We start from the raw sequence: 20,987 nt of genomic DNA on the forward strand, positions 1-20,987 counted from the left end.
CCCCCCCCCCCCCCCCCCCCCCCCCCCCCCCCCCCCCCCCCCCCCCCCCCCCCCCCCGGCGAGGCTGAAAGGTGACCCCGCGCCTCAAACGCCGGACAGGCTGGAAGTTGCCGCGCAGCCCGGGCCTCGCGCCTCGGGCGCCGGACGGGCCGGGGGCTGACCCCGGTCCTCAAACGCCGGACGGGCTGGAAGTTGCCGCGGAGCCCGGACTCCGCGGCTTGGGCGGGCGGTACGCGGCTCAGGCCGCGCGGGCGGCCGCCGGGTCCGGGGCGTCGGGCTCGGGCTCCGGCAGCCGGGACACCCGCCACCAGGCCGCCACGGCCTTGAGGGCGGAGCCGGCGGCCAGGCCCCAGGCGGCGCCCGCGGCGCCCCACAGGGCGTAGCCGGCCAGCAGGAAGACCACCGACAGCAGCGAGAAGACCACCTGCACCGACAGGGTGGCCTTGGGAGACAGCACGCGCAGGGTCAGCAGCGCGCAGGTGCCCAGGCCCATCACCGCGTACTGGGCGCCCGTCGCGGGCAGCAGGGCGGCGGCAGCCGTCCAGGTGTCGCCGAGCAGTTCCCGGCCCAGCCGCTCCGGCAGGGCGTACAGCACCGCTCCCCAGCTGGCCCCGACGGCCGCGAGGACCAGGCCCAGCAGGGCGGTGGCCCGCACCACCCTGCGCCGGCCGGCGAATCGGCCGAGCACCGGCGGGCCGAACGCGTTCGCCGAGTTGAAGAGCACGTTCAGCGGCCCGAAGAGAGTGGTGGCGCCGCGCAGCGCGCCGACCGCGAGCGGGGTCGCGAACACGCCGAGGCCGAGCACGGCCAGCTGGCTGGAGCCGTTGCCCACCGCGAACTCGACGACGAAGCGCCGCCCGAGGTGGTCCCGGGCCAGCAGCCGGCGCGGCCGGGCCTGGTGCCCGGCCGTGAACGGCCGCAGCAGGACCAGCCCGAGGGCCAGCGCGGGCAGCGCCGACAGCCCCCACACCAGCACCAGCCGCCCCGGCCCGGCGCCCTGCGGCTGGACGGCGAGCGCAGCGACCACGCACAGCAGCCGCAGCAGGTCCGCGGCGAACGCGCGCTGCGGCTGGCGCACCGCGGAGAAGCAGTACCGCAGCCCGTCCTGGAGCAGCACCAGCGGCAGTACTGCGCCCAGCGCGAGGAACGCCCGTCCGCCGGTGCCCGGCACGACCAGGCCGCAGGCCGCGAGGAGCGCGCCGGCGGCCAGCGAGCCCAGCCCGGTGAAGACGAGCGCGGAACGGCAGGCCGGACCGACGGCGGGCCCGCGCTCCAGCACCACGGTCTGCCCGACGTACGCCATGTTCAGGCCGAGCAGCACGCTGAAGGCCACGTAGACCATCGAGAAGGCGGCGAAGCCGTCGGCGGTGGACAGCCGGGCGGCCAGCACCAGCACCAGGATGTTGGTGAGGCTGGAGGCGGCCTGGTCGCCGACGGAGGCCAGCAGCGCGACGGCCCGCCGCGGCTCGCGCGGCAGGCCGGAGGATGCGTCGCGCGGCCCGGGGATCCGGGCCGCGCCGTCGGGGTCCGTCACCGCTGGCCGGTGCGGACGGTGCGCAGGGCGACGGTGTCGGAGCCGTCGCCGGGGATGTGCTGGTCGGGGTCCGGCATCCGGGGGCCGGGCTGCGGCTGCGGCCGCGGGGCGGGCTCGCCGCCCCCGTTGCCGCCACCGCCACCGCCGCCGCGGCGGTTCTTCGACTTGCTGCGGCCGCCGCCGCCCTTCTTGGCCTCCTTGGTCAGCGAGGCGTGCAGCACCGCGCCGAGCACCGTGCCGCCCGCACCGCTGATCAGCTCGCGGATCCGGACCAGGTCGGTGCGGTGCACCGCGCGCGGGTCGCAGACCACGAGCACGCCGTCCACGCGGTCGACGAGCGCGAGGGCGTCCGCGTAGGAGAGGACGGGCGGGGCGAGGACGACCACCGTGGAGTTGGGGGAGTCGGCCTCGGAGATCAGGCGGGAGGCCCGCTGCGAGGTGAGCGCGCGCGGCACGTTGCGCACCCGCTCGCCGGGGATCAGGTCGAAGGAGCCCGACTCGCCGGCGTCCACCGCGAGCTGGCGGCCGTCGGGCCACTCGGTCTCGGTGACACCGGTCATCTGGCTCCAGCGCGGCCGGGCGCCGGTGTCGGTGCGCAGCTGGCTGGCCAGCACGGGCGTCCGCAGGTCGGCCTCGATGAGCAGGACGTCCTTGCCGGTCTCGGCGAAGGAGGCGGCGAGGTTCACGGCGGCCGCGGCCGCGGTCTCGCTGGAGCCGCGCGGGGCCACCACCAGCAGCCGGCGCCGGTCCGCGAACCGGGAGTCGTACGCCAGCCGGAAGGCCACCGACCGGTACTCCTCCGCGAGCCGCGGGTCGGCCTCGCCGGCCGCGAGCAGCGGACCGCCGCCGGTCTTGTCCCGCGGCAGGGTGCCGAGCACCGGGGCGCGCAGCGCACGCGCCACGTCGCCGTCGGAGCGCGGCGACGGGTCGAAGACCAGCCGCACCCAGGCGGCCAGCAGGCCCATCGCCAGGCCGACGGCGGCACCGAGGGCGAGGGACATGGGCAGGCCCGGGCCGTCGGGGATGGTCGGGGGAGTCGCCGTGCTGGTGACCCGGCCCGGGCTCATGTCGAGGGCCTCGAGCTTGGTGATGCTGCCCTGGAGCTGGCTGATCCGGCTGAGCAGATCGCTCTTCGTGGCGTACGCGGAGTCCCGCGAGGGGCCGTCGGGCAGCCGGGATATCTCCTTGACCAGCTCGTCGTGGTCCTTGGCGATGGGGTCGCGCTGGTCCTTGTACCCCTTCACCATCTTGTCGCGGATGTTCTCGATCGACTGCTGTCGCTTGGTGAGGTACGCCTCCGTCATCGCGTTGGCGCGCCGGGCGGCCTCCTTGGGGGAGTCCGCGGTGTAGGTGAAGCGCAGCACGAGGCTCTGCGGCGGGTTGGTGACCTGGAGGCCGGAGCGCAGCCCGGACAGGCCGGACGCCGGGATGCCGAGCTTCTCCGCGGCCTCCTTGGCCACCGAGTTGCTCAGCGCGGTCTGCCGCTCCGAGCCGACGTTGATCGCCTTGTCCGGCGAGATGCTGGGGTTGAACGGGTCGTCGGTGGGGGTGCGCAGCACCACGTCGGCGGTGGCCACGTAGGTGTCCGCCGTGCTGATCCCCAGCCAGGCGCCGCCCAGCAGGCCGACGCCGACGCCGGCGGCGAGCAGTCTGCGGTACCGCAGGAGCTGGCGGAACTGGTCCCTGAGGAGATCCGGTTCGTCTTCGCCCGCCGTCGCCGCGGGGCGATTCGTCTCCGTCACGGCCGGGGACCCCCAAGTGCTTCGTCTATGAGTGCGTCGATACGGGCCAGGCCCGCGTCGCGGCTCAGGTGTGCCGCCACGTGGCGGGGGCCGGCCGCACCCAGTGCGTCGGCCGCCGCCGGGTCTTCGGCCAGCGTCCGTACGGCCTTCAGCAGTGCCTCCGGGTCTTCCGGTGCCACGAGGACGCCGGCTCCCGACCGCTCGACCTCCTGGGCCGTGCCGCCCTCGGCCGCCACGGAGGCGACGACCGGCCGGCCGGCCGCGAAGTAGGAGGTGAGTTTGGAAGGCACGCTCATGTCGAGCACCGCCGCGTGCTGGGTGACGGCGAGTACGTCCGCCGCCGCGAGGATATCCGGGAACTGTCCGTCGGCGGCAGGGGGGATGATGTCCAGATTCGGCACATCCGCGGACATCGCCTCCAGGGCGGCCCGCTGACTGCCGTCTCCCATCAGGACGAACCGGACATCGGGATCCAGCCGGGCCGCACCGACGAGGACTTCCAGGCCCTGCTTGAGGCCCATGTTCCCGGAGTGCAGGACCACGGTCTGGCCCGGGGCCCAGCCCAGGTGGTGCCGGGTCTCGCCGCGGGGCTGGCTGGGGCCGGGCACGTGCGACCAGTTCGGGACCAGCCGGATCTTCTTCTCGTCGACGCCCATGGCGACGACGCGGTCGACGAACGTCTCGTGGATCACACCGACCAGCGTGGCCCGCTTCAGCGCGTACGCCTCGGCCTTCGCGGCGAGCACGGCGGCCTTGTCGCCGCCGCTGATCCCGCTCTGTGCGGCCGCGGCGCCCATCAGGTCCTGGACCACCGGGACGTACGGGACCTTCCAGCGGGCGGCCATCCGGGCGGCCAGCACGCCGCCGGCCAGGCTCGGCATCTGCGCGAGCACGGCGTCCGGCTTCGGCATGCGGGGCGGGGCCACCGCGCCGTGCAGCAGGATCGACCCCTCGAACAGGGCCCGCTTCACGGCGGTCTGGGTGGCGGGCACGGTGTGCCTGCGCCGGTGCACGGTCACACCCGCGCGCTGTTCCGTACGCCGGAGCGCTCCCCGGTACGCCGGGTCGAGCGACCAGGACGGGTAATGGGGCATACCGGCGAACACGTGCGTGTCGTGGCCGATTTCCGCCCAATGTTCCGCGATCTGGGTCGCGTACGGACCGATCCCGGCGTGCTCAGGAGCGTAATTCGTGGATACGAGCAGCAGCCTCTTGCGGCCGGATCTGGACACGGAGCGTCCCCTTCCCCCCTGGGTGGTGCGCAGGCCACCCTAATCGTTCACCAACACGGCGCGGAACGTGCACGCTATCGTCTGATAATCCGCCGCACTGGGGAGTGCGGCCTGTGGGGGGTACCGATGACGGAGCGAACCATGTCCGAGCACCAAGCACCCGCGCGCAAGCCGTACCGAGTCGGCTACGCGCCGGGTGCGTACGACCTGTTCCATATCGGACATCTCAACATCCTCCGGCATGCCCGCAGCCAGTGCGACTACCTGGTCGCCGGGGTGGTTTCGGACGAAATGGCCGAACTGGCCAAGGGGCGCCGCCCGATGATCCCGCTCGTCGAGCGGCTGGAGATCGTGCGCAGCGTCCAGTACGTGGACGCCGCGTTCGTCGAGACGGTTCCGGACAAGGTCGAGACCTGGAAGCAGGTCCGCTTCGACGTGATCTTCAAGGGCGACGACTGGCGGGGCACCCCCAAGGGCGACAGGCTGGAGTCCGACTTCGCGGCCGTCGGGGTGGACGTCGTCTACTTCCCGTACACCGTGCACACGTCCAGCACCCAGCTGCGCCGGGCCCTGGACGCGCTCGCGGGGCCGCTGCCGGACCAGCTCACCGCCGAACGGCACTGACCTCGCGGAACCACTTCGCCAGGAAGGCGAGGAGGAACAGCCCGGCCGCAGCGCCGAGGCCCGTGTAGGCCCACCGGAACAGGTCCCCGCCGCCCAGCAGCAGGAACACCAGGCAGAACACCCCGTAGTCCACCGGCAGCAGCGCCACCGCGCGCAGGGTGGAGGGGGCGGCGGCGGGGCTCCCCGGTTCCGGCTTCGGCTTCAGCTTCTCGGTGAGCAGGCCGCCGAAGAAGGTGACCACCGAGGCGAACTGGAAGCCGAGCGGGACCAGGAGCCAGCCGTCGCCGGACAGCCCGTACTCCTCCGGAAAGCGGTAGAAGGCGATCAGCACGCAGGCGTGCAGGGCGGTGACCTTCGCGCAGTCCACGACGTGGTCCAGCCACTCGCCGGCCGCGCTGCCGCCGCCGCGGAGCCGGGCCAGCTGGCCGTCGGCCGAGTCGAAGGCGAAGCCGACGGCGAGGGCCGCCCACACCGCGACGCCCAGCGGCCACGAGGGCGCGGCCAGGGCCACCGCGGCGATGGCGGCGAAGCTGAACGCGGCGCTGACCAGGGTGACCTGGTTGGGGGTGAGCCCCAGTACGTGCGAGCCGGCGGCCAGGTAACGCCCGGCCGGCCGGTTCACGTACCGGGAGTAGAGCGACACCCCCTTCGCGGACTTCTGCGCCCCGCGCAGCTCGCGAAGTGCGTCACCGACTCTGCCCATGCGCCACCAGATCCCCTCATGGAACGCGGGTACGACCGTTCGCCCGCAAGGGGGACATCATTGCAGGGCTCCGGCCGGCGCCGGTCCGCGATCGGGGTCAGTTGGCCGGTTCGATGGCGAAGAGCTGGCCGTCGCGGCCGACGCACTGCCCCATGACGGCCTCGGTGCCGGAGGACTCGGCGTCACCCTTGATGCCGACGCAGCCCTGGCCGTCGACGCGCAGGACGTAGCGACCGCTGCCGCGCGGGCCCGAAGGCTCCACGTGGAAGCGGCTGCCGAGGGTGCAGTCGTCCATGGGCTCCAGGAGGCCCTTGCCGGCGCCGTCGGGCAGGGCGCGCAGGCAGCCCTTCCCGTAGTCGGGGTGGTGCCACTGGATCTGGTACAGGTCGCGGCCCATCGGCTCCAGCAGGGTCGTCTGCGGGCCGGCCCGCGCGCAGGGCCGCTGCACGGCGACGAGCGGGGTGTACCGGCCGTCTGCGACGCGGCCGTCGGTGAGGCAGAGACCGTCGCCGGTGAGCGGGACGATGTTGACCCAGCCGGTGGGGAGGGCGGGTGCCTTCCGCGCTCCCGCGGGCTGCTCGGCGTCCTCCTTCGTGGCGACCGCCAGGGTGGCCGCCACCGCCGCCAGCGCTGCCGCCGCGCCCGTAACCACCCACCACCGCCGGCGCCGCCCGCCCACGGGGCTCCGCCCCGGACCCCGGTCCTCAATCGCCGGACGGGCCGGATCTTCCCCCTGCCCGGCCGTCGGCTGCCCCGAGGCAACCCCGGCCCCGCCGGCCTTTGGGGCGTGGGGGTGTGGGGGCGGAGCCCCCGCTTCGGGAAGGGGCGGGGCGGGGGAAGGTCTCGCAGGGTCCTCGGCGGAGGCCACCGCCGTCCAGGCGGCGAGCCAGTCCGCGACCCGCTCACCGTCACCGCAGGCACGGACGAAGACGGCGAGGAGCTCGGGCCGGGGGAGCGTCCGCCCGCCCAGCACCCCCGCCAGCGTGCTCCGCGCCAGCACCCCGCCCCCGGCGGCCGCCCGCTCCTCCAACTGCCGGTACGTGAACCCCGACCGCTCCTTCAGCAGCCGCATCAGCGCGATGAACTCCGCCGCGTCCCGGGCCCGGCCCGGCGCAAGCTCCCCCTGGATGTCCGCCATGCGCGCCATCCTGCCGCGCGAGGACCCGCCGGCGAAGGGTGATTTCGAGACGCCGGTACGCTCCGGCGGCGCCGGATCGCAATTCCGGACAGGCGCTGACCAGCACGGACAGCTGTCCGTTGTCCGGGACACGGCAGGGGCGTGCGCGGATCGGGACGGGCGTGCGAATGTCGGTTGCGCGACGATCGCCGGTTATGGCCGCCCCACGGCCGACCGGCCGGATCCCGCCCGTCACCGCGCGGGCCGGGGGCGTCGCCGTCGTCGCGGTACGGGGGGCCGCGGCGACCCGGGCCGGGCGGCTTCCCCTGCCGCCCGGCCCCAGCCACCCCCTCCGGCGGGGCTCAAAGGTCGGGGCTCCGCCCCGGACCCCGGTCCTCAAACGCCGGACGGGCTGAAAGATCGGAGCTCCGCCCCCGGGGTCAGACCAGGCTGTCGCGCCAGGCCCGGTGCAGCGTCGCGAAGCGGCCCGTGCCCGCGATGAGGTCCGCGGGGGCACCGTCCTCGACGATGCGGCCCGCGTCCATGACCAGCACCCGGTCCGCGATCTCGACCGTCGAGAGCCGGTGCGCGATCACCACCGCCGTCCGCCCCCGCAGCACCGTGCGCATCGCCTGCTGCACCGCCCGTTCCCCCGGCACGTCCAGCGAACTCGTCGCCTCGTCCAGGATCAGCACCGCCGGATCCGCCAGCAGCGCCCGCGCGAACGCGACCAGCTGCCGCTGGCCGGCCGAGATCCGCCCGCCGCGCTTGCGCACGTCCGTGTCGTAGCCGTCCGGCAGCGCCGCGATGAAGTCGTGCGCGCCGATCGCCTTCGCGGCCTGCTCGATCTCCGCCCGGGTCGCGTCCGGCCGCCCCAGCGCGATGTTCTCGGCGACGCTGCCCGAGAACAGGAACGCCTCCTGGGTCACCATCACCACCCCGCGCCGCAGCTCCGGCACCGGCAGGTCGCGCAGGTCCGTCCCGTCCAGCAGCACCCGCCCGTCCGTCGGGTCGTAGAAGCGCGCCAGCAGCTTCGCCAGCGTGGACTTGCCCGCGCCGGTCGACCCCACCACGGCCACCGTCCGCCCGGCCGCCAGCGTCAGCCGGAACCGCGGCAGCACGTCCGCCCCGCCCTCCCGGTAGGCGAACCGCACGTCGTCGAACACCACCTCGCGGCCCGGCAGTTCCCGCTCCTGCACCGGCAGCTCCCGCGGCGCGGCCGGCTCCGGAACCGACGGCACCTGCGCCAGCAGTCCGGCGATCTTCCCGAGCGAAGCCACCGCCGACTGGTACGAGTTGAGGAACATCGCCAGCCGGTCGATCGGGTCGTACAGCCGCCGCAGGTACAGCACCGCGGCCGCCAGCACGCCCAGTTCCAGCGAGCCGGTCGCCACCCGGTACGCGCCCCACAGCACGATCGCGGCCACCGCGGTGTTGGCCACCAGCCGGGAGCCCACCACGTACCGGGCCATCTCGATCAGCGCGTCCCCGTTGGTGCGCTCGTGCGTCCGGTTCAGCCCCAGGAACTCCGCGTCGTTCGCCCGCTCGCGCCGGAACACCCGTACCGGGCGGATGCCGTTCATGGTCTCCGCGAACTTCACGATCACCGACGCCATCGCCGTGGAACGCTCCGAGTAGATCTCCCCGGAGCGCCGCCGGTACCCCCGCACCAGCAGGTACAGCGGTACGAACGACAGCACCGCCACCGCGCCGAGCCCGAGGTCCAGCCACACCAGCAGCGCACAGATGAGCCCGAACGACAGCACCACCGCGAGGAGTTCCTGGAGGCCCTCGCCGAGCAGCTCGCGCAGCGACTCCACGTCCGTCGTCGACCGGGCGATCAGCCGCCCCGAGGTGTACCGCTCGTGGAAGTCCAGGCTCAGCTCCTGCGCGTGCCGGAAGATCCGCCCGCGCAGGTCGAGCAGCACGTCCTGGTTCACCCGCGCCGACGCCCGGATGTAGCCGTACTGGAAGGCGCCCGCGCCCACCGCGCACAGCAGGTAGCCGACCGCGACCGCCACCAGCGGCCCGTGCCGGCCGTCCCGGAACGCCGGCACCCCGCGGTCGATCGCGTACGCCACCAGCAGCGGCCCGCCCTGCGCCGCCGCCTGCTGGAGCACCAGCAGCACCGCCGCCAGCACCACCCCGCCGCGCCGCTCGCGCAGCAGCGAGCCGAGCAGCCCGCGGGTCGCCCCGGCCGGCGCCGCCAGCTCGTCCCGCTCGATCGCGTCCGGAGCCTGCGCCACCGTACTCACCGTCCGTCCTCTTCCCCCGAAGCCGCAGCCGATGCCGAGGCCGACAGCCCCGACATCAGCCACGCGTACTCCGCACTGTCCCGCAGCAGTTCCTGATGCGTGCCGACCGCCGTCACCCGGCCCTCCGACAGCAGCGCCACCCGGTCCGCGAGCAGCACCGTCGACGGCCGGTGCGCCACCACCAGCGCGGTGGTGTCCGCCAGCACCTCCCGCAAGGACGCCTCGACCAGCGCCTCCGTGTGCACGTCCAGCGCCGACAGGGGGTCGTCGAGCACCAGGAACCGCGGGCTGCCCGCCACCGCCCGGGCCAGCGCGAGCCGCTGCCGCTGCCCGCCGGACAGGCTCAGCCCCTGCTCGCCGACCTGCGTGTCGACCCCGTCCGGCAGCCCGGACACGAAGCCCGCCTGCGCCGTCTCCAGGGCCCGGTCCAGCTCCGGCCCGCCCATCCGCACGTTCTCCGCGACCGTCGCCGAGAACAGCGTCGGCTCCTCGAAGGCCACCGACACCATCGACCGCAGCCGCTCCCGGGGCAGTTCGCGGATGTCCCGGCCGTCCAGGGTGATCCGCCCGGCCGTCAGCTCGTGCAGCCGCGGCACCAGCGCCGTCAGCGTGGTCTTGCCGCTGCCGGTGGCGCCGACCAGCGCCATCGTCTCGCCCGGCCGCACGTGCAGGTCGATGCCGTCGAGCACCGGCCGGCTGCCGGGATCCGCGTCCGGGTACCGGAACCGCACCCCTTCGAACCGGAGCCCGCCGTCCTTCTCCGGCCGTCCCTCCTGCGGTTCCGAAGACGCCTGCGGTTCCGAGGAAGCCTGCGCCCCCGTGTCCTCCCGGTGCTCGTCGAGCACCTCGAAGTACCGCTGGGTCGCCGTCGCCGCCTCCTGGCACAGCGCCAGCAGATAGCCCAGCGAGTCCACCGGCCAGCGCAGCGCCAGCGCCGTCGACAGGAAGGCCACCAGGGTGCCCGCCGACAGGTCCCCGTCCGCCACCTGCACGGTGCCCAGCACCAGCGCCGTGCCGATCGCCAGCTCCGGCAGCGTGGTCATCACCGCCGAAATGCCCGCCAGCAGCCGCGCCTTGTGCAGCTCGGTCCCCCGCAGCTCCCCGGCCAGCTCCCGGAAGGCCCGTGCCTGGCTGCGGTGCCGGCCGAAGCACTTGATGATGCGGATCCCGAGGACGCTCTCCTCGATCACCGTGGTCAGATCGCCCGCCTGGTCCTGCGACCGCCGCGAGGCCACCGCGTACTTCCGCTCGAAAGCGCCCGCGAGCAGCAGCAGCGGCACCACCGGCACCAGCAGCACCAGCCCCAGCGTCCACTTCTGCATCAGCAGGATCACCGCGCCGACCAGGATGGTCACCCCGTTGACCACCAGGAACGTCAGCGGGAACACCAGGAACAGCCGCACCAGCATCAGGTCCGCGGTGGCGCGGGACAGCAGCTGCCCCGAGGCCCACTTGTCGTGGAACGCCACCGGCAGCCGCTGCAGGTGCCCGTACAGGTCGCCGCGCATGTCCGCCTCGACCCGCGACAGCGGCCGGGCCACCAGCCACCGCCGGTACCCGAACAGCAGCGCCTCGGCGACCCCGAGCAGCAGCAGGTACAGCGCCCCCAGCCACACCCCCGCGGTGTCCCCGGAGGCCACCGGCCCGTCCACGATCCATTTCAGGACCAGCGGGATCACCAGACTCAGGCAGGACGCGACGACCGCGATGACGGCCGCCCCGAACCACCGGGCGCGCACCGGGCGGACGTACGGCCACAGCCGCAGCAGCGTCCGCACCGCGGACGGATGAGTGGAGGGTGCATCTATGGAGGACATCAGGCGTGAGCTTACGATTCGCTCCTGACGCTGCCCAGCGAATATTCGGTGGACTTCCGGGGGGAAACCATGAAGCGGATCCGGCATGCCGTGCCCGTCCTGATGCTGTTGCTGTCACCCGCGCTGACCGGCTGCTGGGGCGACGACGACCGGGGTGCCGCCGTGTACGGCAAGCCCCTCGCCGAGCAGCTGAAGGCGGCCGTGGCCGAGACCCGCGCGGCCGGTTCCGCCCGCTTCACGGCGACCGTCGAGTACAACGCGCCCACCAGCACCGCCCGCCACGTCACCACCGGCACCCTCGACTTCGCCCACGGCACCTCCCGGGCCGAACTCACCCGCGAGATCCCCTCGGACTTCCCCGTGGACGCCGCCCCGCGGCTGGACCGCAACGGCGCCGCCTACCCGCTCACCCTCGCCACCGCCGGCACCGACGTGTACGCCCGCGGCGACGACGGCGTCTGGCTGCACTGGCCGCAGGCCGCCCGCAAGGCCCTCGACCCCAAGGGCGAGGCCCCCGTCTCCGCCCACGCCCCCGGCCGGGTCCTGCCGTTCGGCGGCACCCTCGCCGAACTCGTCGCCGCCGCCGTGCCCCGCCAGGAACCCCTCCGCCGCGAGGGCGGCGCCCGCGAGTACGCCGCCACCGTGCCGCTCGGCCGCGCCCAGGACCTGCTGCCGTCCCGCATCGGACCGAAGACCGACAGCAAGGCGTACGTGGACGAACAGCTGCCGCTCACCGTGGTCCTCGACGCCCACGGCCGGCTGCTCTCCGCCGACGTGGACCTGGTGACCCTGCTGGAGCAGGTCAACGGCAGCCGCCACCAGAGCATGCAGGGCATGCCCGGCGTCACCGGCCTGCACGCCACCCTCACCCTGTCCGAGCACGGCGAGCCCGCCGGGATCCGCACCCCCGACCGGGCCCGCACCGCCGACGCCCGCCGGTCCGCCGCCGACGTCAAGACCCGGCCCAGGGGCACCTGCGCCGTGCCCACCGCCGGCCTCGCCGACGCCGCCCGGGTCCGCGTCGTCGGCTGCGACCGCCCGCACACCATGCGGGTGTTCAAGACCACCGGCACCTCCGACGCCGGCCGCATCACCCCCGCCCGGTACCTCGCGGACACCTGCGACGCCCCCTACCGCAGGCTGCCCGCCGCCTGGAAGCGCGGCGCACAGGAGCCGTACGGCCACCTGGTCGCCATCCGCAGCAGCTCGTTCCGGATGCGCTTCGACTCCTCCGGCAAGGTCACCGGCCCCGAGCCCAAACTCGCCATGGACGTCGTCTGCTACGTGCGCACCCCCGCCACCGGCACCCGCTGAGCCGCCCGGCCCTGCTCCGCACCCGGCCCGGTTCCGCACCCGCCTCAGTTCCGCACCCGCAGCAGCAGCACCGACCGGGCCGGGACCGTCACCGTGGACCCGCCCCGGTGCACGGTGCCCGGCGCCGCCGCCTGCTCCTCCTGCGAGGTGTCCAGCACCAGCTCGTACTCCTGCGCCCACGGCGGCCCCGGCAGCACCCACGCGGCCGGCCGGTCCGCCGCGTGCAGCACCGCCAGGAAGCTGTCGTCCACCACCGGCTCGCCCCGCGCGTCCCGCCCCGGGATGTCCCGGCCCGACAGGTACAGGCCCAGCGACGCCGCCGGCGCGTACCAGTCCCGCTCCGTCATCTCGGCGCCCGCCGGCGTGAACCACGCCAGGTCCCGCAGCCCGTCCGCGCCCTGCGCCCGCCCCGAGAAGAACGCCCGCCGCCGCAGCACCGGATGCGCGTGCCGCAGCGCGATCAGCCGCGTCGTCAGCTCCAGCAGCGGCCGCCACTGCGGATCCCCGGCCAGCGACCAGTCCACCCAGCCGGTCTCGTTGTCCTGGCAGTACGCGTTGTTGTTGCCGCCCTGGGTGCGGCCCAGCTCGTCCCCGGCGACCAGCATCGGCACCCCCGTCGACAGCAGCAGCGTCGTCAGCAGGTTCCGCAGCTGGCGGCGGCGCAGCGCCCGGATCCGCGGATCGTCGCTCTCGCCCTCCGCCCCGCAGTTCCACGACCGGTTGTCGTTGCTGCCGTCCCGGTTGCCCTCCCCGTTGGCCTCGTTGTGCTTGCGCTCGTACGACACCAGGTCGCGCAGCGTGAAACCGTCGTGCGCGGTCACGAAGTTCACCGACGCGTACGGCCGCCGCCCGCCCCACGCGTACAGGTCACTGGACCCCGACAGCCGGTACCCGAGGTCCCGCACGTCCGGCAGCGCGCCCCGCCAGAAGTCCCGTACGGCATCCCGGTAGCGGTCGTTCCACTCCGTCCACAGCGGCGGGAACGCGCCCACCTGGTAGCCGCCCGAGCCCACGTCCCACGGCTCCGCGATCAGCTTCACCCGCCGCAGCACCGGGTCCTGCGCGATCACCGCCAGGAACGGCGACAGCATGTCCACGTCGTGCATGGACCGGGCCAGCGCCGCCGCCAGGTCGAAACGGAAGCCGTCCACCCCCATCTCCGTCACCCAGTACCGCAGCGAGTCGGTGATCAGCCGCAGCACGTGCGGGCGGCCCGCGTGCAGGGTGTTCCCGCAGCCCGTGTAGTCCGCGTACCGGCGCTGGTCCGACTGGAGCCGGTAGTAGCCCCGGTTGTCGATGCCCCGCAGCGACAGCGTCGGCCCCAGCTCGCCCGCCTCCGCGGTGTGGTTGTAGACCACGTCGAGGATCACCTCGATGCCCGCCGCGTGCAGCGCCCGCACCATCCGCTTGAACTCGCCCACCTGCTGCCCGGCCGTACCCGACGACGAGTAGCCGGCGTGCGGCGCGAAGTAGCCGATCGAGTTGTAGCCCCAGTGGTTGCGCAGCCCCCGCCGCAGCAGGTGGTCCTCGTGCGCGAACTGGTGCACCGGCAGCAGCTCCACCGCCGTCACCCCCAGCCGGGTCAGGTGCCCGACCGCCGCCGGGTGCGCCAGCCCGGCGTACGTGCCCCGCAGCTCCGGCGGCACCTCCGGGTGGCGCATGGTGAACCCGCGCACGTGCAGCTCGTAGATGACCGAGTCGGCCCACGGCGTCTTCGGCCGCACGTCGTCCGCCCAGTCGTCGTCATCGTGGACGACCACCCCCTTGGGCACGTACGGCGCCGAATCCCGGTCGTCGCGCACGGTGTCCGCGATGTACTGCTGCGGCCAGTCCCGGACGTGCCCGTACACCTCGGCGGGCAGGGCGAAGTCGCCGTCCACGGCCCGTGCGTACGGGTCCAGCAGCAGCTTCGCCGGATTGAACCGGGCGCCCGTCCACGGGTCCCAGCGCCCGTGCACCCGGAACCCGTACCGCTGCCCGGGCCGCACCCCCGGCACGAAGCCGTGCCAGATCTCGTGCGTCAGCTCCGGCAGCGGCAGCCGGGTCTCCACCACCGCCCCGCTGCCCGGGCTCTGCTCGTCGAACAGGCACAGCTCGACCCGCTCCGCACCGCCGCCCGCCCACAGCGCGAAGTTCGTACCCGCCACCCCGTCCGGGCCCACCCGGAACCGGGCTCCCAGCGGGGTCGGGGCCCCCGGCCACACCGGCGGCCCCGCCGGCACCGGCCCGCCCGCCCCCCGCGCTCCGTCCGCCGTACGCGGGGCGGGCGCGGCCGGCCCCGCCCGCACCGCACCCGCGGCCTGCTGCTCTGCTGCGCTCGACACCGTCCGGCCTCCCGCGGCTCTCGGTACCTGCGGGGCCCGGGGGCCGCGGCGTCCCGGCCACGGCCCGCCCCCGTCTGGTCCTTCCCCCTGTTCTGCCCCCAACCGGGCCCGCCCTCACGTTTCCCCCGGAGGGGCGCACTCGTTGCAGGGGCGTGAGCTATGTGAAGAGGCGGCTGCTGGCCGCCGCGGTGGTGTGGGCGGGGCTGGCCGCGGGGGCGGCCGGATGCACCGGGCAGAGCGCTCCCGGCATCGAGGTGGCGCTGCCCGGCAAACCCAGGGCGCCGCGCGACGCGATCAGGATCACCCCCGAGGACGGCGCCCGGGGGGTGCCGGCCGGCGGACCGCTGACCGTCACCGTGCCCGAGGGCCGGCTGGAGCGGGTCCTCGTCACCAAGGTGGAGGACGCCCAGACGGAGGAGGTGCCCGGCAGCATCGCCCCCGACGGGCTCAGCTGGAGCCCCGACCCGGCCGCCGGGAAGCTCGCGCTGGCCGCCAAGTACACCGTGGACGCCGTCGCCCTCGACGGCCACGAGCGCCGCCAGGCCCGCCACACCACCTTCACCACGTACGTCCCCGAGGAGCGGTTCATCGGCTACTTCAAGCCGGAGAACCGCTCGACCGTCGGCACCGGCATGATCGTCTCGTTCAAGTTCAACCGGTCCATCGAGAACCGCGCCGACGTCGAGCGGGCCATCACCGTCACCGCCGACCCCGAGACCGAGGTGGCCGGCCACTGGTTCGGCAAGGACCGTCTCGACTTCCGGCCCCGCCGCTACTGGAAGCCCGGCACCGAGGTCACCATCGCCATGAACCTCCGGGACGTCGAGGGCGCACCCGGTTCGTACGGCATCCAGAGCAAGACGGTCCGCTTCACCGTGGGCCGGCACCAGGTCTCGACCGTGGACGCCGAGGCGCACACCATGGAGGTCCGCCGCGACGGGAAGCTGCTGTCCACCGTCCCCATCAGCGCCGGCGCGCCGAAGACCACCACGTACAACGGGAAGATGGTGGTCTCCGAGCTGTTCGACGTGACCCGGATGAACGGGCAGACCGTCGGCTTCGGCGGCGAGTACGACATCCCCGACGTGCCGCACGCCATGCGCCTGACCGCCTCCGGCACCTTCCTGCACGGGAACTACTGGGCCTCCCCGGACACCTTCGGCTCGCAGAACACCAGCCACGGCTGCATCGGCCTGCGCGACGACAAGGGCGGCGGCTCCGACACCCCGGCCGGCTGGTTCTTCGACCGCACCCTCATCGGCGACGTGGTCGAGGTCGTCAACTCGAAGGACAAGACCGTCGCCCCGGACAACGGGCTGGGCGGCTGGAACCTCAGCTGGGCCGACTGGACCGCCGGCTCCTCCCTCACCTGACGCCCGGGGCCGGGGGCCGGGGGCTGTCGCCCGGACGGGTGCAGCACCGGGGTGATTGTGTGACCTCAATGCCGTAGCGGCGAGTGTCGCCCGGCGGTCTCCCGCACCCCGCCGTCCAGCCTGTCAGGGCAACAGCCTCAGGCGACGGACGGAGTGTCATGACAGGAAGGACGGCGAGGGCGGTGGCCCTCGGCCTGGCGGTCGGCGGAGTGCTGGCGGGCGTGCTGCCCGCCGCTCCGGCGCACGCGGGCCCGGCCCCCGCATCGGCGGCCGTACGGGCGGCGGCCCCGCTGCCCGGCGGCCTCGGTCCCTGCATCCCGGGGGACTGCCCGGACAGCTGGCTGGAGCCGCACAACGGTGCGATCCAGGGCCGGGACAACGCCGTGAACATTTTCGTCGGCGGCGACTTCCGGGTCCGCGAACGGGCCGCCGAGGCCGAGGGCCGGGTCATCGTCATGGGCGGCTTCGACATGGCGAAGACCTCCGGCGTCTACAACATCGGCATCGTCGGCGTCGGCTCCCGCGTCCCGCCGCCCGCCGGCTCCGACTTCCTCGCCACCGGCGGCAACGTCAGCGTCGCCGCCGGCCAGACCCTCCTCGCCGACGGCGGCACCGTCCGCTACGCGGGCACCCTCACCGGCAACGTCACCGGCACCCTGGAGAACGACCCGAACGCGGTGGACAGCTACCGGCCGCTGGCGGCCCGGCTGACCGCCGCGAGCAAGTGCTACGCCCGCGTCGACGGGCAGCCCCGCCCGGCCACCGGCACCGTGCAGAACCTCGGCTACGAGACGGTGCTCACCGGCGACAACACCTCGCCGCTCCAGGTCTTCAACGTCACCGGCAACCTCGCCGGCGCCCGCGACGTCCAGCAGTCCCTCCGGTTCGAACGCATCCCGGCGGGCGCCACCGTCCTGGTCAACGTGCTCGGCACCGACCCGATCGTGCACACCTCCAGCGGCGTCCTCGCCAACGTGACCCGCGACAAGCTGCTGTGGAACTTCCCCGACGCCGAGACCGTACGGCTCATTGGCAGCGGCCAGTTCCAGGGCGCCACCCTGATCGCCGAGCCGGACTCCGAGACTGTCGTCCAGCTCCCCGGCATGAACGGCCGCTTCTTCACCTCCGGCAGCCTCACCCACACCAGCGCCCCCATGGGCGGCGGCGGCCAGGAGTTCCACTCCTACCCGTTCACCGGCGACCTCCCCGAATGCGGCAGCGTCGCGCCGACCGGCACGGTCTCCGTACGGAAGGTCGACGCGGAGACCGGAACCGCGCTGACCGGCGCGCGCTTCGAGCTGTGGCGCGAGACCAACGGCACCGCCGGCCTCCAGCCGACCGGCATCAACGCCGACACCAGGGTCGGTGACGAGTGCACCACCGCCGCCGACGGCACCTGTGCCGGCACCCAGGAGGCCGGAAGCTACTACTGGCGCGAGACCCGCGCCCCGGAGGGCTACGACCTGCCCGCCGACCCGGTGTTCGGCCCGCTGCTCCTCGACCCCGCCAACGGCCGGGACACAGCGACGGTCACCGCCCGCAACCGGGCCGTGACCGGTGCCGTGAGCGTGGTCAAGCACGACGCCGCCACGGAAGCCGCCCTGCAGGGCGCGCGCTTCGAGCTGTGGCGCGAGACCAACGGCACCCGCGGCCTCCAGCGCACCGGCATCAACGCGGACACCCGGGTGGTCGCCGACTGCACCACCGGCACCGACGGCATCTGCAGCGACACCGTGCGCCTCGGCACCTACTACTGGTACGAGACCGCGGCCCCGCAGGGCTACGACCTGCCCGCCGACCCGGTCTTCGGCCCGCTCGTCCTCACCCGGCAGAACGCGACCGCCGGCGTGACGGTCCGGGCCGCCAACACGGTCACCCCGCCGCAGCCGGTCACCGGCGAGGTCACCGTCGTCAAGACCGACACCGACACCGGAGCCCCGCTGCGCGGCGCCCTGTTCACGCTCTGGCAGGAGACCAACGGCAGCACCGGGCTGCAGACCGACGGCGCGAACCCCGACACCGAGGTCAGTGCCGGCTGCGCCACCGACGCCGACGGCCGCTGCTCCGCGAGCGTCCCGCCGGGCACCTACTACTGGCAGGAGACCCAGGCCCCCGACGGCTACGACCTGCCCGCCGCCGCGGTGTCGGCCCCGCTGGTGCTCACCCGGGAGAACGCCGAGGCCGGCGTCACCGTGCAGGCGCGGAACAAGAAGACCGCCGAGCCGTCCTACAAGGGCTCGGTCAAGGTCGTGAAGAAGGACGCCAAGACCGGCCGGGCGCTGCGCGGGGCCGTGTTCGAGCTGTGGCGCGAGACCAACGGCGTGCGGGGCCTCCAGACCGCCGGTGACGGCCGCGACACCCGAGTCGACAACGGCTGCGCCACCGACCGCCAGGGCGTCTGCACCTACGAGGACCTGCCCGAGGGCTACTACTACCTCCGCGAGACCGCCGTACCGGAGGGCTACGACCTGCCGGCCAACCCCGTCACGGGCCCGCTGCACGTCTTCCCGGGCAGCCCGGACCGCCAGGTGACCGCGTACGTGAAGAACCAGCGCGACCACGACGGCAAGGGCGGCAAGGACGGCAAGGACAAGGAAGGGAAGGAAGGCAAGGGCAAGGACGGCAAGGGCAAGCCCAAGCCGGCCGCGGCCTCGGCGACGGCGCCGCGCCGCTGACCCGGCGCCGCGCGTCCGCCGGGTGAGTGGCGGTGTCACCGGATCGGCGCACGCGGGCGCGCCGCGCGGGGCCGGGCGATGTTGGCTGGACGCAACGGAGCCCGGCCCCGCGGGCCGTGAGGAGGCCAGCATGGCGGTACCGCCGAGATCCCCGGACCCCGCGTCCGCCCCCGTACGCCGCCGGTCCCGCGGGACCGGCCCGTACCTGCTCGCCGGGGCGCTCGCGCTGCTGGCGCTCGGCCCCGCCGGCGGCCCGGCGGCCGCCGCCGAACCTCCGTGCACCGCCCGCACCGGCCCGTACCAGCGGGAGCTGGAGGAGCACCTGAAGCGGCCCGTGGACGGACGGAACTCGGAAGCGGACTGCACCGCCATCCGCACCTTCCAGCGCACCCACCGCATCGAACCCGCCGACGGCTACCCCGACCTGCTCACCTACCGCACGCTCGTCGCCCTCCGGGCCCGGGCCAACCCCAACGCGGCCGGCCGCTGCCCGGTCCGCCCGCACCGGGTGACCTGCGTGGACATGGACCGTCAGCTGCTGTGGGTGCAGCGGGACTCCAAGGTGGTCTTCCCGCCGGTCCCGGTCCGCACCGGCCGCGACGAGGAGGAGACCCGGCCCGGCTGGCACGAGATCTACTGGCGCAACCGCGACCACGTCTCCTCCCTCTTCCCGGACTCCCCGATGCCGTACGCCCAGTTCTTCGACGGGGGCCAGGCCATCCACGGCCGGCCGGGCGACATGTTCGACAACGGGGGTTCGGCCGGCTGCGTCAACCTCACGGTGCCGGACGCGGCCCGGCTGTGGAACCTGCTGACCGAAGGCGACGCGGTGTACGTCTGGGGCACCCGGACCGGCACCGAGGACTGACGCCCCCCTCCCCACCGGCCCAGTTGGGACGGAACGGTGACAACTCCGTTGCCGACAGTGGTCCTCCCGTGTGATTACCTGTCGACATGCGCGCGACTGTCCGCGCGCGGGGGACATGGGGAGACAAGACAACGTGAACGTGCAGCCGATACCGGCCGCGCCGCGCGCGCGGCGCGGCCGTGCCCGTACCGGAGCGGCCGCCCTTCTGCTGGGCGCGGCCCTGCTGCTCACCTCCGCCTGCAGCGGCGGTGGCGGCGGTACCGGCGGTGACGACGGCAAGGCCAGGGGCGGCAAGGCCGGCGGTACGGAGGCCTCGACGGCCGTCGTGACCATCGCGCCCGCCGACGGCGCCAAGGAGGTCGCCACCAGCGGCGTCCTGAAGATCAGCGCCGCCAACGGCAAGCTGACCACCGTCACGGTGGCCGACACCAAGGGCAATGCCGTCGAGGGCAAGCTCGCCGCCGACGGCAGCAGCTGGGAGCCCGCCCGCCACCTCGGCGCCGCCACCGAGTACAAGGTGCACGCGGTCGCCAAGGACTCGGCCGGCCGGGAGTCCGCGAAGGACATCACCTTCACCACGCTCACCCCGAAGAACACCTTCATCGGCCACTACACGCCCGAGGACGGCTCGACCGTCGGCGTCGGCATGCCGGTGTCCATCAACTTCACCCGTGGCATCACCGCCCCGGAGGCGGTCGAGAAGGCCATCACCGTCACGGCCGAGCCGTCCGTGCCGATCGAGAGCCACTGGTTCGGCAACGACCGCCTCGACTTCCGCCCCGAGAAGTACTGGGCCGCGGGCACCGAGGTCACCGTCAAGCTCAACCTCGACGGCGTCGAGGGCCGGCCGGGCGTCTACGGCAAGCAGACCCGCACGGTGAAGTTCAAGATCGGCCGCGCGCAGGTCTCCACGGTCGACGCGAGCACCCACCGGATGCAGGTCGTCCGCGACGGCGCCGTCATCAAGAACCTCCCGATCACCGCCGGCGCCCCGGCCACGACCACGTACAACGGTCAGATGGTGATCAGCGAGAAGTACAAGGTCACCCGAATGAACGGGGCCACCGTCGGGTTCGGCGGCGAGTACGACATCGAGGACGTCCCGCACGCGATGCGGCTGTCGAACTCGGGCACCTTCGTGCACGGCAACTACTGGGCCGACCCGTCCACGTTCGGCTCGGACAACGTCAGCCACGGCTGCGTCGGTCTGCGCGACCAGCGCGGCGGCGGCGACCCGAACGCCCCGGCGGCCTGGTTCTTCGACAACTCCCTCATCGGCGACGTGGTCGTCGTGAAGAACTCCAAGGACAAGCAGATCGCCCCGGAGAACGGCCTCAACGGCTGGAACATGCCCTGGTCGGAGTGGAAGGCGTAGGCCTCCGACGGAACGGTGGTACGAGCGGGCCCGG

At 74.0% G+C, this 20,987-nt stretch carries 12 protein-coding genes and 1 pseudogene; 6 read left to right on the plus strand and 7 right to left on the minus strand.

Annotated features, from left to right (window positions below):
• Positions 1-238 precede the first annotated feature (238 nt).
• From LG634_RS17245 to LG634_RS17255, 3 genes are read right to left on the minus strand one after another with little or no spacing between them, the layout of a single operon-like run.
• On the minus strand, positions 239-1,534 hold the full coding sequence (locus LG634_RS17245; RefSeq protein ID WP_226734725.1) for an MATE family efflux transporter: 1,296 nt from the start codon (positions 1,532-1,534) through the stop codon (positions 239-241).
• Positions 1,531-3,276 (minus strand): lipopolysaccharide biosynthesis protein, encoded by a 1,746-nt coding sequence (locus LG634_RS17250; RefSeq protein ID WP_226734726.1) that lies wholly within the window; start codon positions 3,274-3,276, stop codon positions 1,531-1,533. The genes LG634_RS17245 and LG634_RS17250 overlap by 4 nt, the downstream gene beginning before the upstream one ends.
• Positions 3,273-4,481, minus strand: coding sequence for a glycosyltransferase (locus LG634_RS17255; protein ID WP_226734811.1), 1,209 nt, complete (start codon positions 4,479-4,481; stop codon positions 3,273-3,275). The genes LG634_RS17250 and LG634_RS17255 overlap by 4 nt, the downstream gene beginning before the upstream one ends.
• Before the next feature lie 168 nt (positions 4,482-4,649).
• Between LG634_RS17255 and LG634_RS17260 the strand changes: the two genes are divergently transcribed.
• Positions 4,650-5,132, plus strand: coding sequence for an FAD synthase family protein (locus LG634_RS17260; protein WP_226734727.1), 483 nt, complete (start codon positions 4,650-4,652; stop codon positions 5,130-5,132).
• On the opposite strand, the gene LG634_RS17265 is transcribed toward LG634_RS17260, so the two are convergent.
• The 3 genes and pseudogenes from LG634_RS17265 to LG634_RS38465 form a co-directional block, all read right to left on the minus strand.
• Positions 5,113-5,835 carry a CDP-alcohol phosphatidyltransferase family protein gene (locus tag LG634_RS17265; protein WP_226734728.1) on the minus strand — a complete coding sequence of 241 codons (723 nt, stop codon included), beginning with the start codon at positions 5,833-5,835 and terminating at the stop codon, positions 5,113-5,115. The two genes, LG634_RS17260 and LG634_RS17265, sit on opposite strands and share 20 nt — an antisense overlap.
• Before the next feature lie 97 nt (positions 5,836-5,932).
• Positions 5,933-6,973 carry an RICIN domain-containing protein gene (locus tag LG634_RS17270; RefSeq protein WP_226734729.1) on the minus strand — a complete coding sequence of 347 codons (1,041 nt, stop codon included), beginning with the start codon at positions 6,971-6,973 and terminating at the stop codon, positions 5,933-5,935.
• 419 nt (positions 6,974-7,392) lie between these two features.
• Positions 7,393-10,965: pseudogene (locus tag LG634_RS38465) on the minus strand (ABC transporter ATP-binding protein); the annotation flags it as partial.
• Between the two features lie 128 nt (positions 10,966-11,093).
• Here LG634_RS38465 and LG634_RS17285 point away from each other — a divergent pair.
• Entirely contained in the window at positions 11,094-12,338 is a 1,245-nt protein-coding gene (locus tag LG634_RS17285) for a hypothetical protein (protein ID WP_226734732.1), read from the plus strand.
• A gap of 44 nt (positions 12,339-12,382) precedes the next feature.
• Here LG634_RS17285 and glgX read toward each other — a convergent pair whose 3' ends face one another.
• Positions 12,383-14,662, minus strand: a complete 2,280-nt coding sequence (gene glgX, locus LG634_RS17290) for a glycogen debranching protein GlgX (protein WP_226734733.1) — start codon at positions 14,660-14,662, stop codon at positions 12,383-12,385.
• 152 nt (positions 14,663-14,814) lie between these two features.
• Here glgX and LG634_RS17295 point away from each other — a divergent pair, with 152 nt between their 5' ends.
• The 4 genes from LG634_RS17295 (at position 14,815) to LG634_RS17310 (ending at position 20,953) form a co-directional block, all read left to right on the plus strand.
• The gene (locus LG634_RS17295) at positions 14,815-16,035 is read left to right on the plus strand and encodes a L,D-transpeptidase (protein ID WP_226734734.1); all 1,221 of its coding nucleotides are present in this window, start codon (positions 14,815-14,817) and stop codon (positions 16,033-16,035) included.
• A 158-nt stretch (positions 16,036-16,193) separates the two neighbouring features.
• The gene (locus tag LG634_RS17300) at positions 16,194-18,710 is read left to right on the plus strand and encodes a SpaA isopeptide-forming pilin-related protein (RefSeq protein WP_226734735.1); all 2,517 of its coding nucleotides are present in this window, start codon (positions 16,194-16,196) and stop codon (positions 18,708-18,710) included.
• A gap of 130 nt (positions 18,711-18,840) precedes the next feature.
• Complete coding sequence (locus tag LG634_RS17305) at positions 18,841-19,578, plus strand: L,D-transpeptidase family protein (protein ID WP_226734736.1); 738 nt, start codon at positions 18,841-18,843, stop codon at positions 19,576-19,578.
• Between the two features lie 133 nt (positions 19,579-19,711).
• Positions 19,712-20,953, plus strand: a complete 1,242-nt coding sequence (locus tag LG634_RS17310; RefSeq protein WP_226734737.1) for a L,D-transpeptidase — start codon at positions 19,712-19,714, stop codon at positions 20,951-20,953.
• The last annotated feature ends 34 nt before the right edge of the window (positions 20,954-20,987 follow it).

The sequence above is a fragment of the Streptomyces bambusae genome (genome assembly GCF_020532645.1).
GTDB lineage: Bacteria > Actinomycetota > Actinomycetes > Streptomycetales > Streptomycetaceae > Streptomyces > Streptomyces bambusae.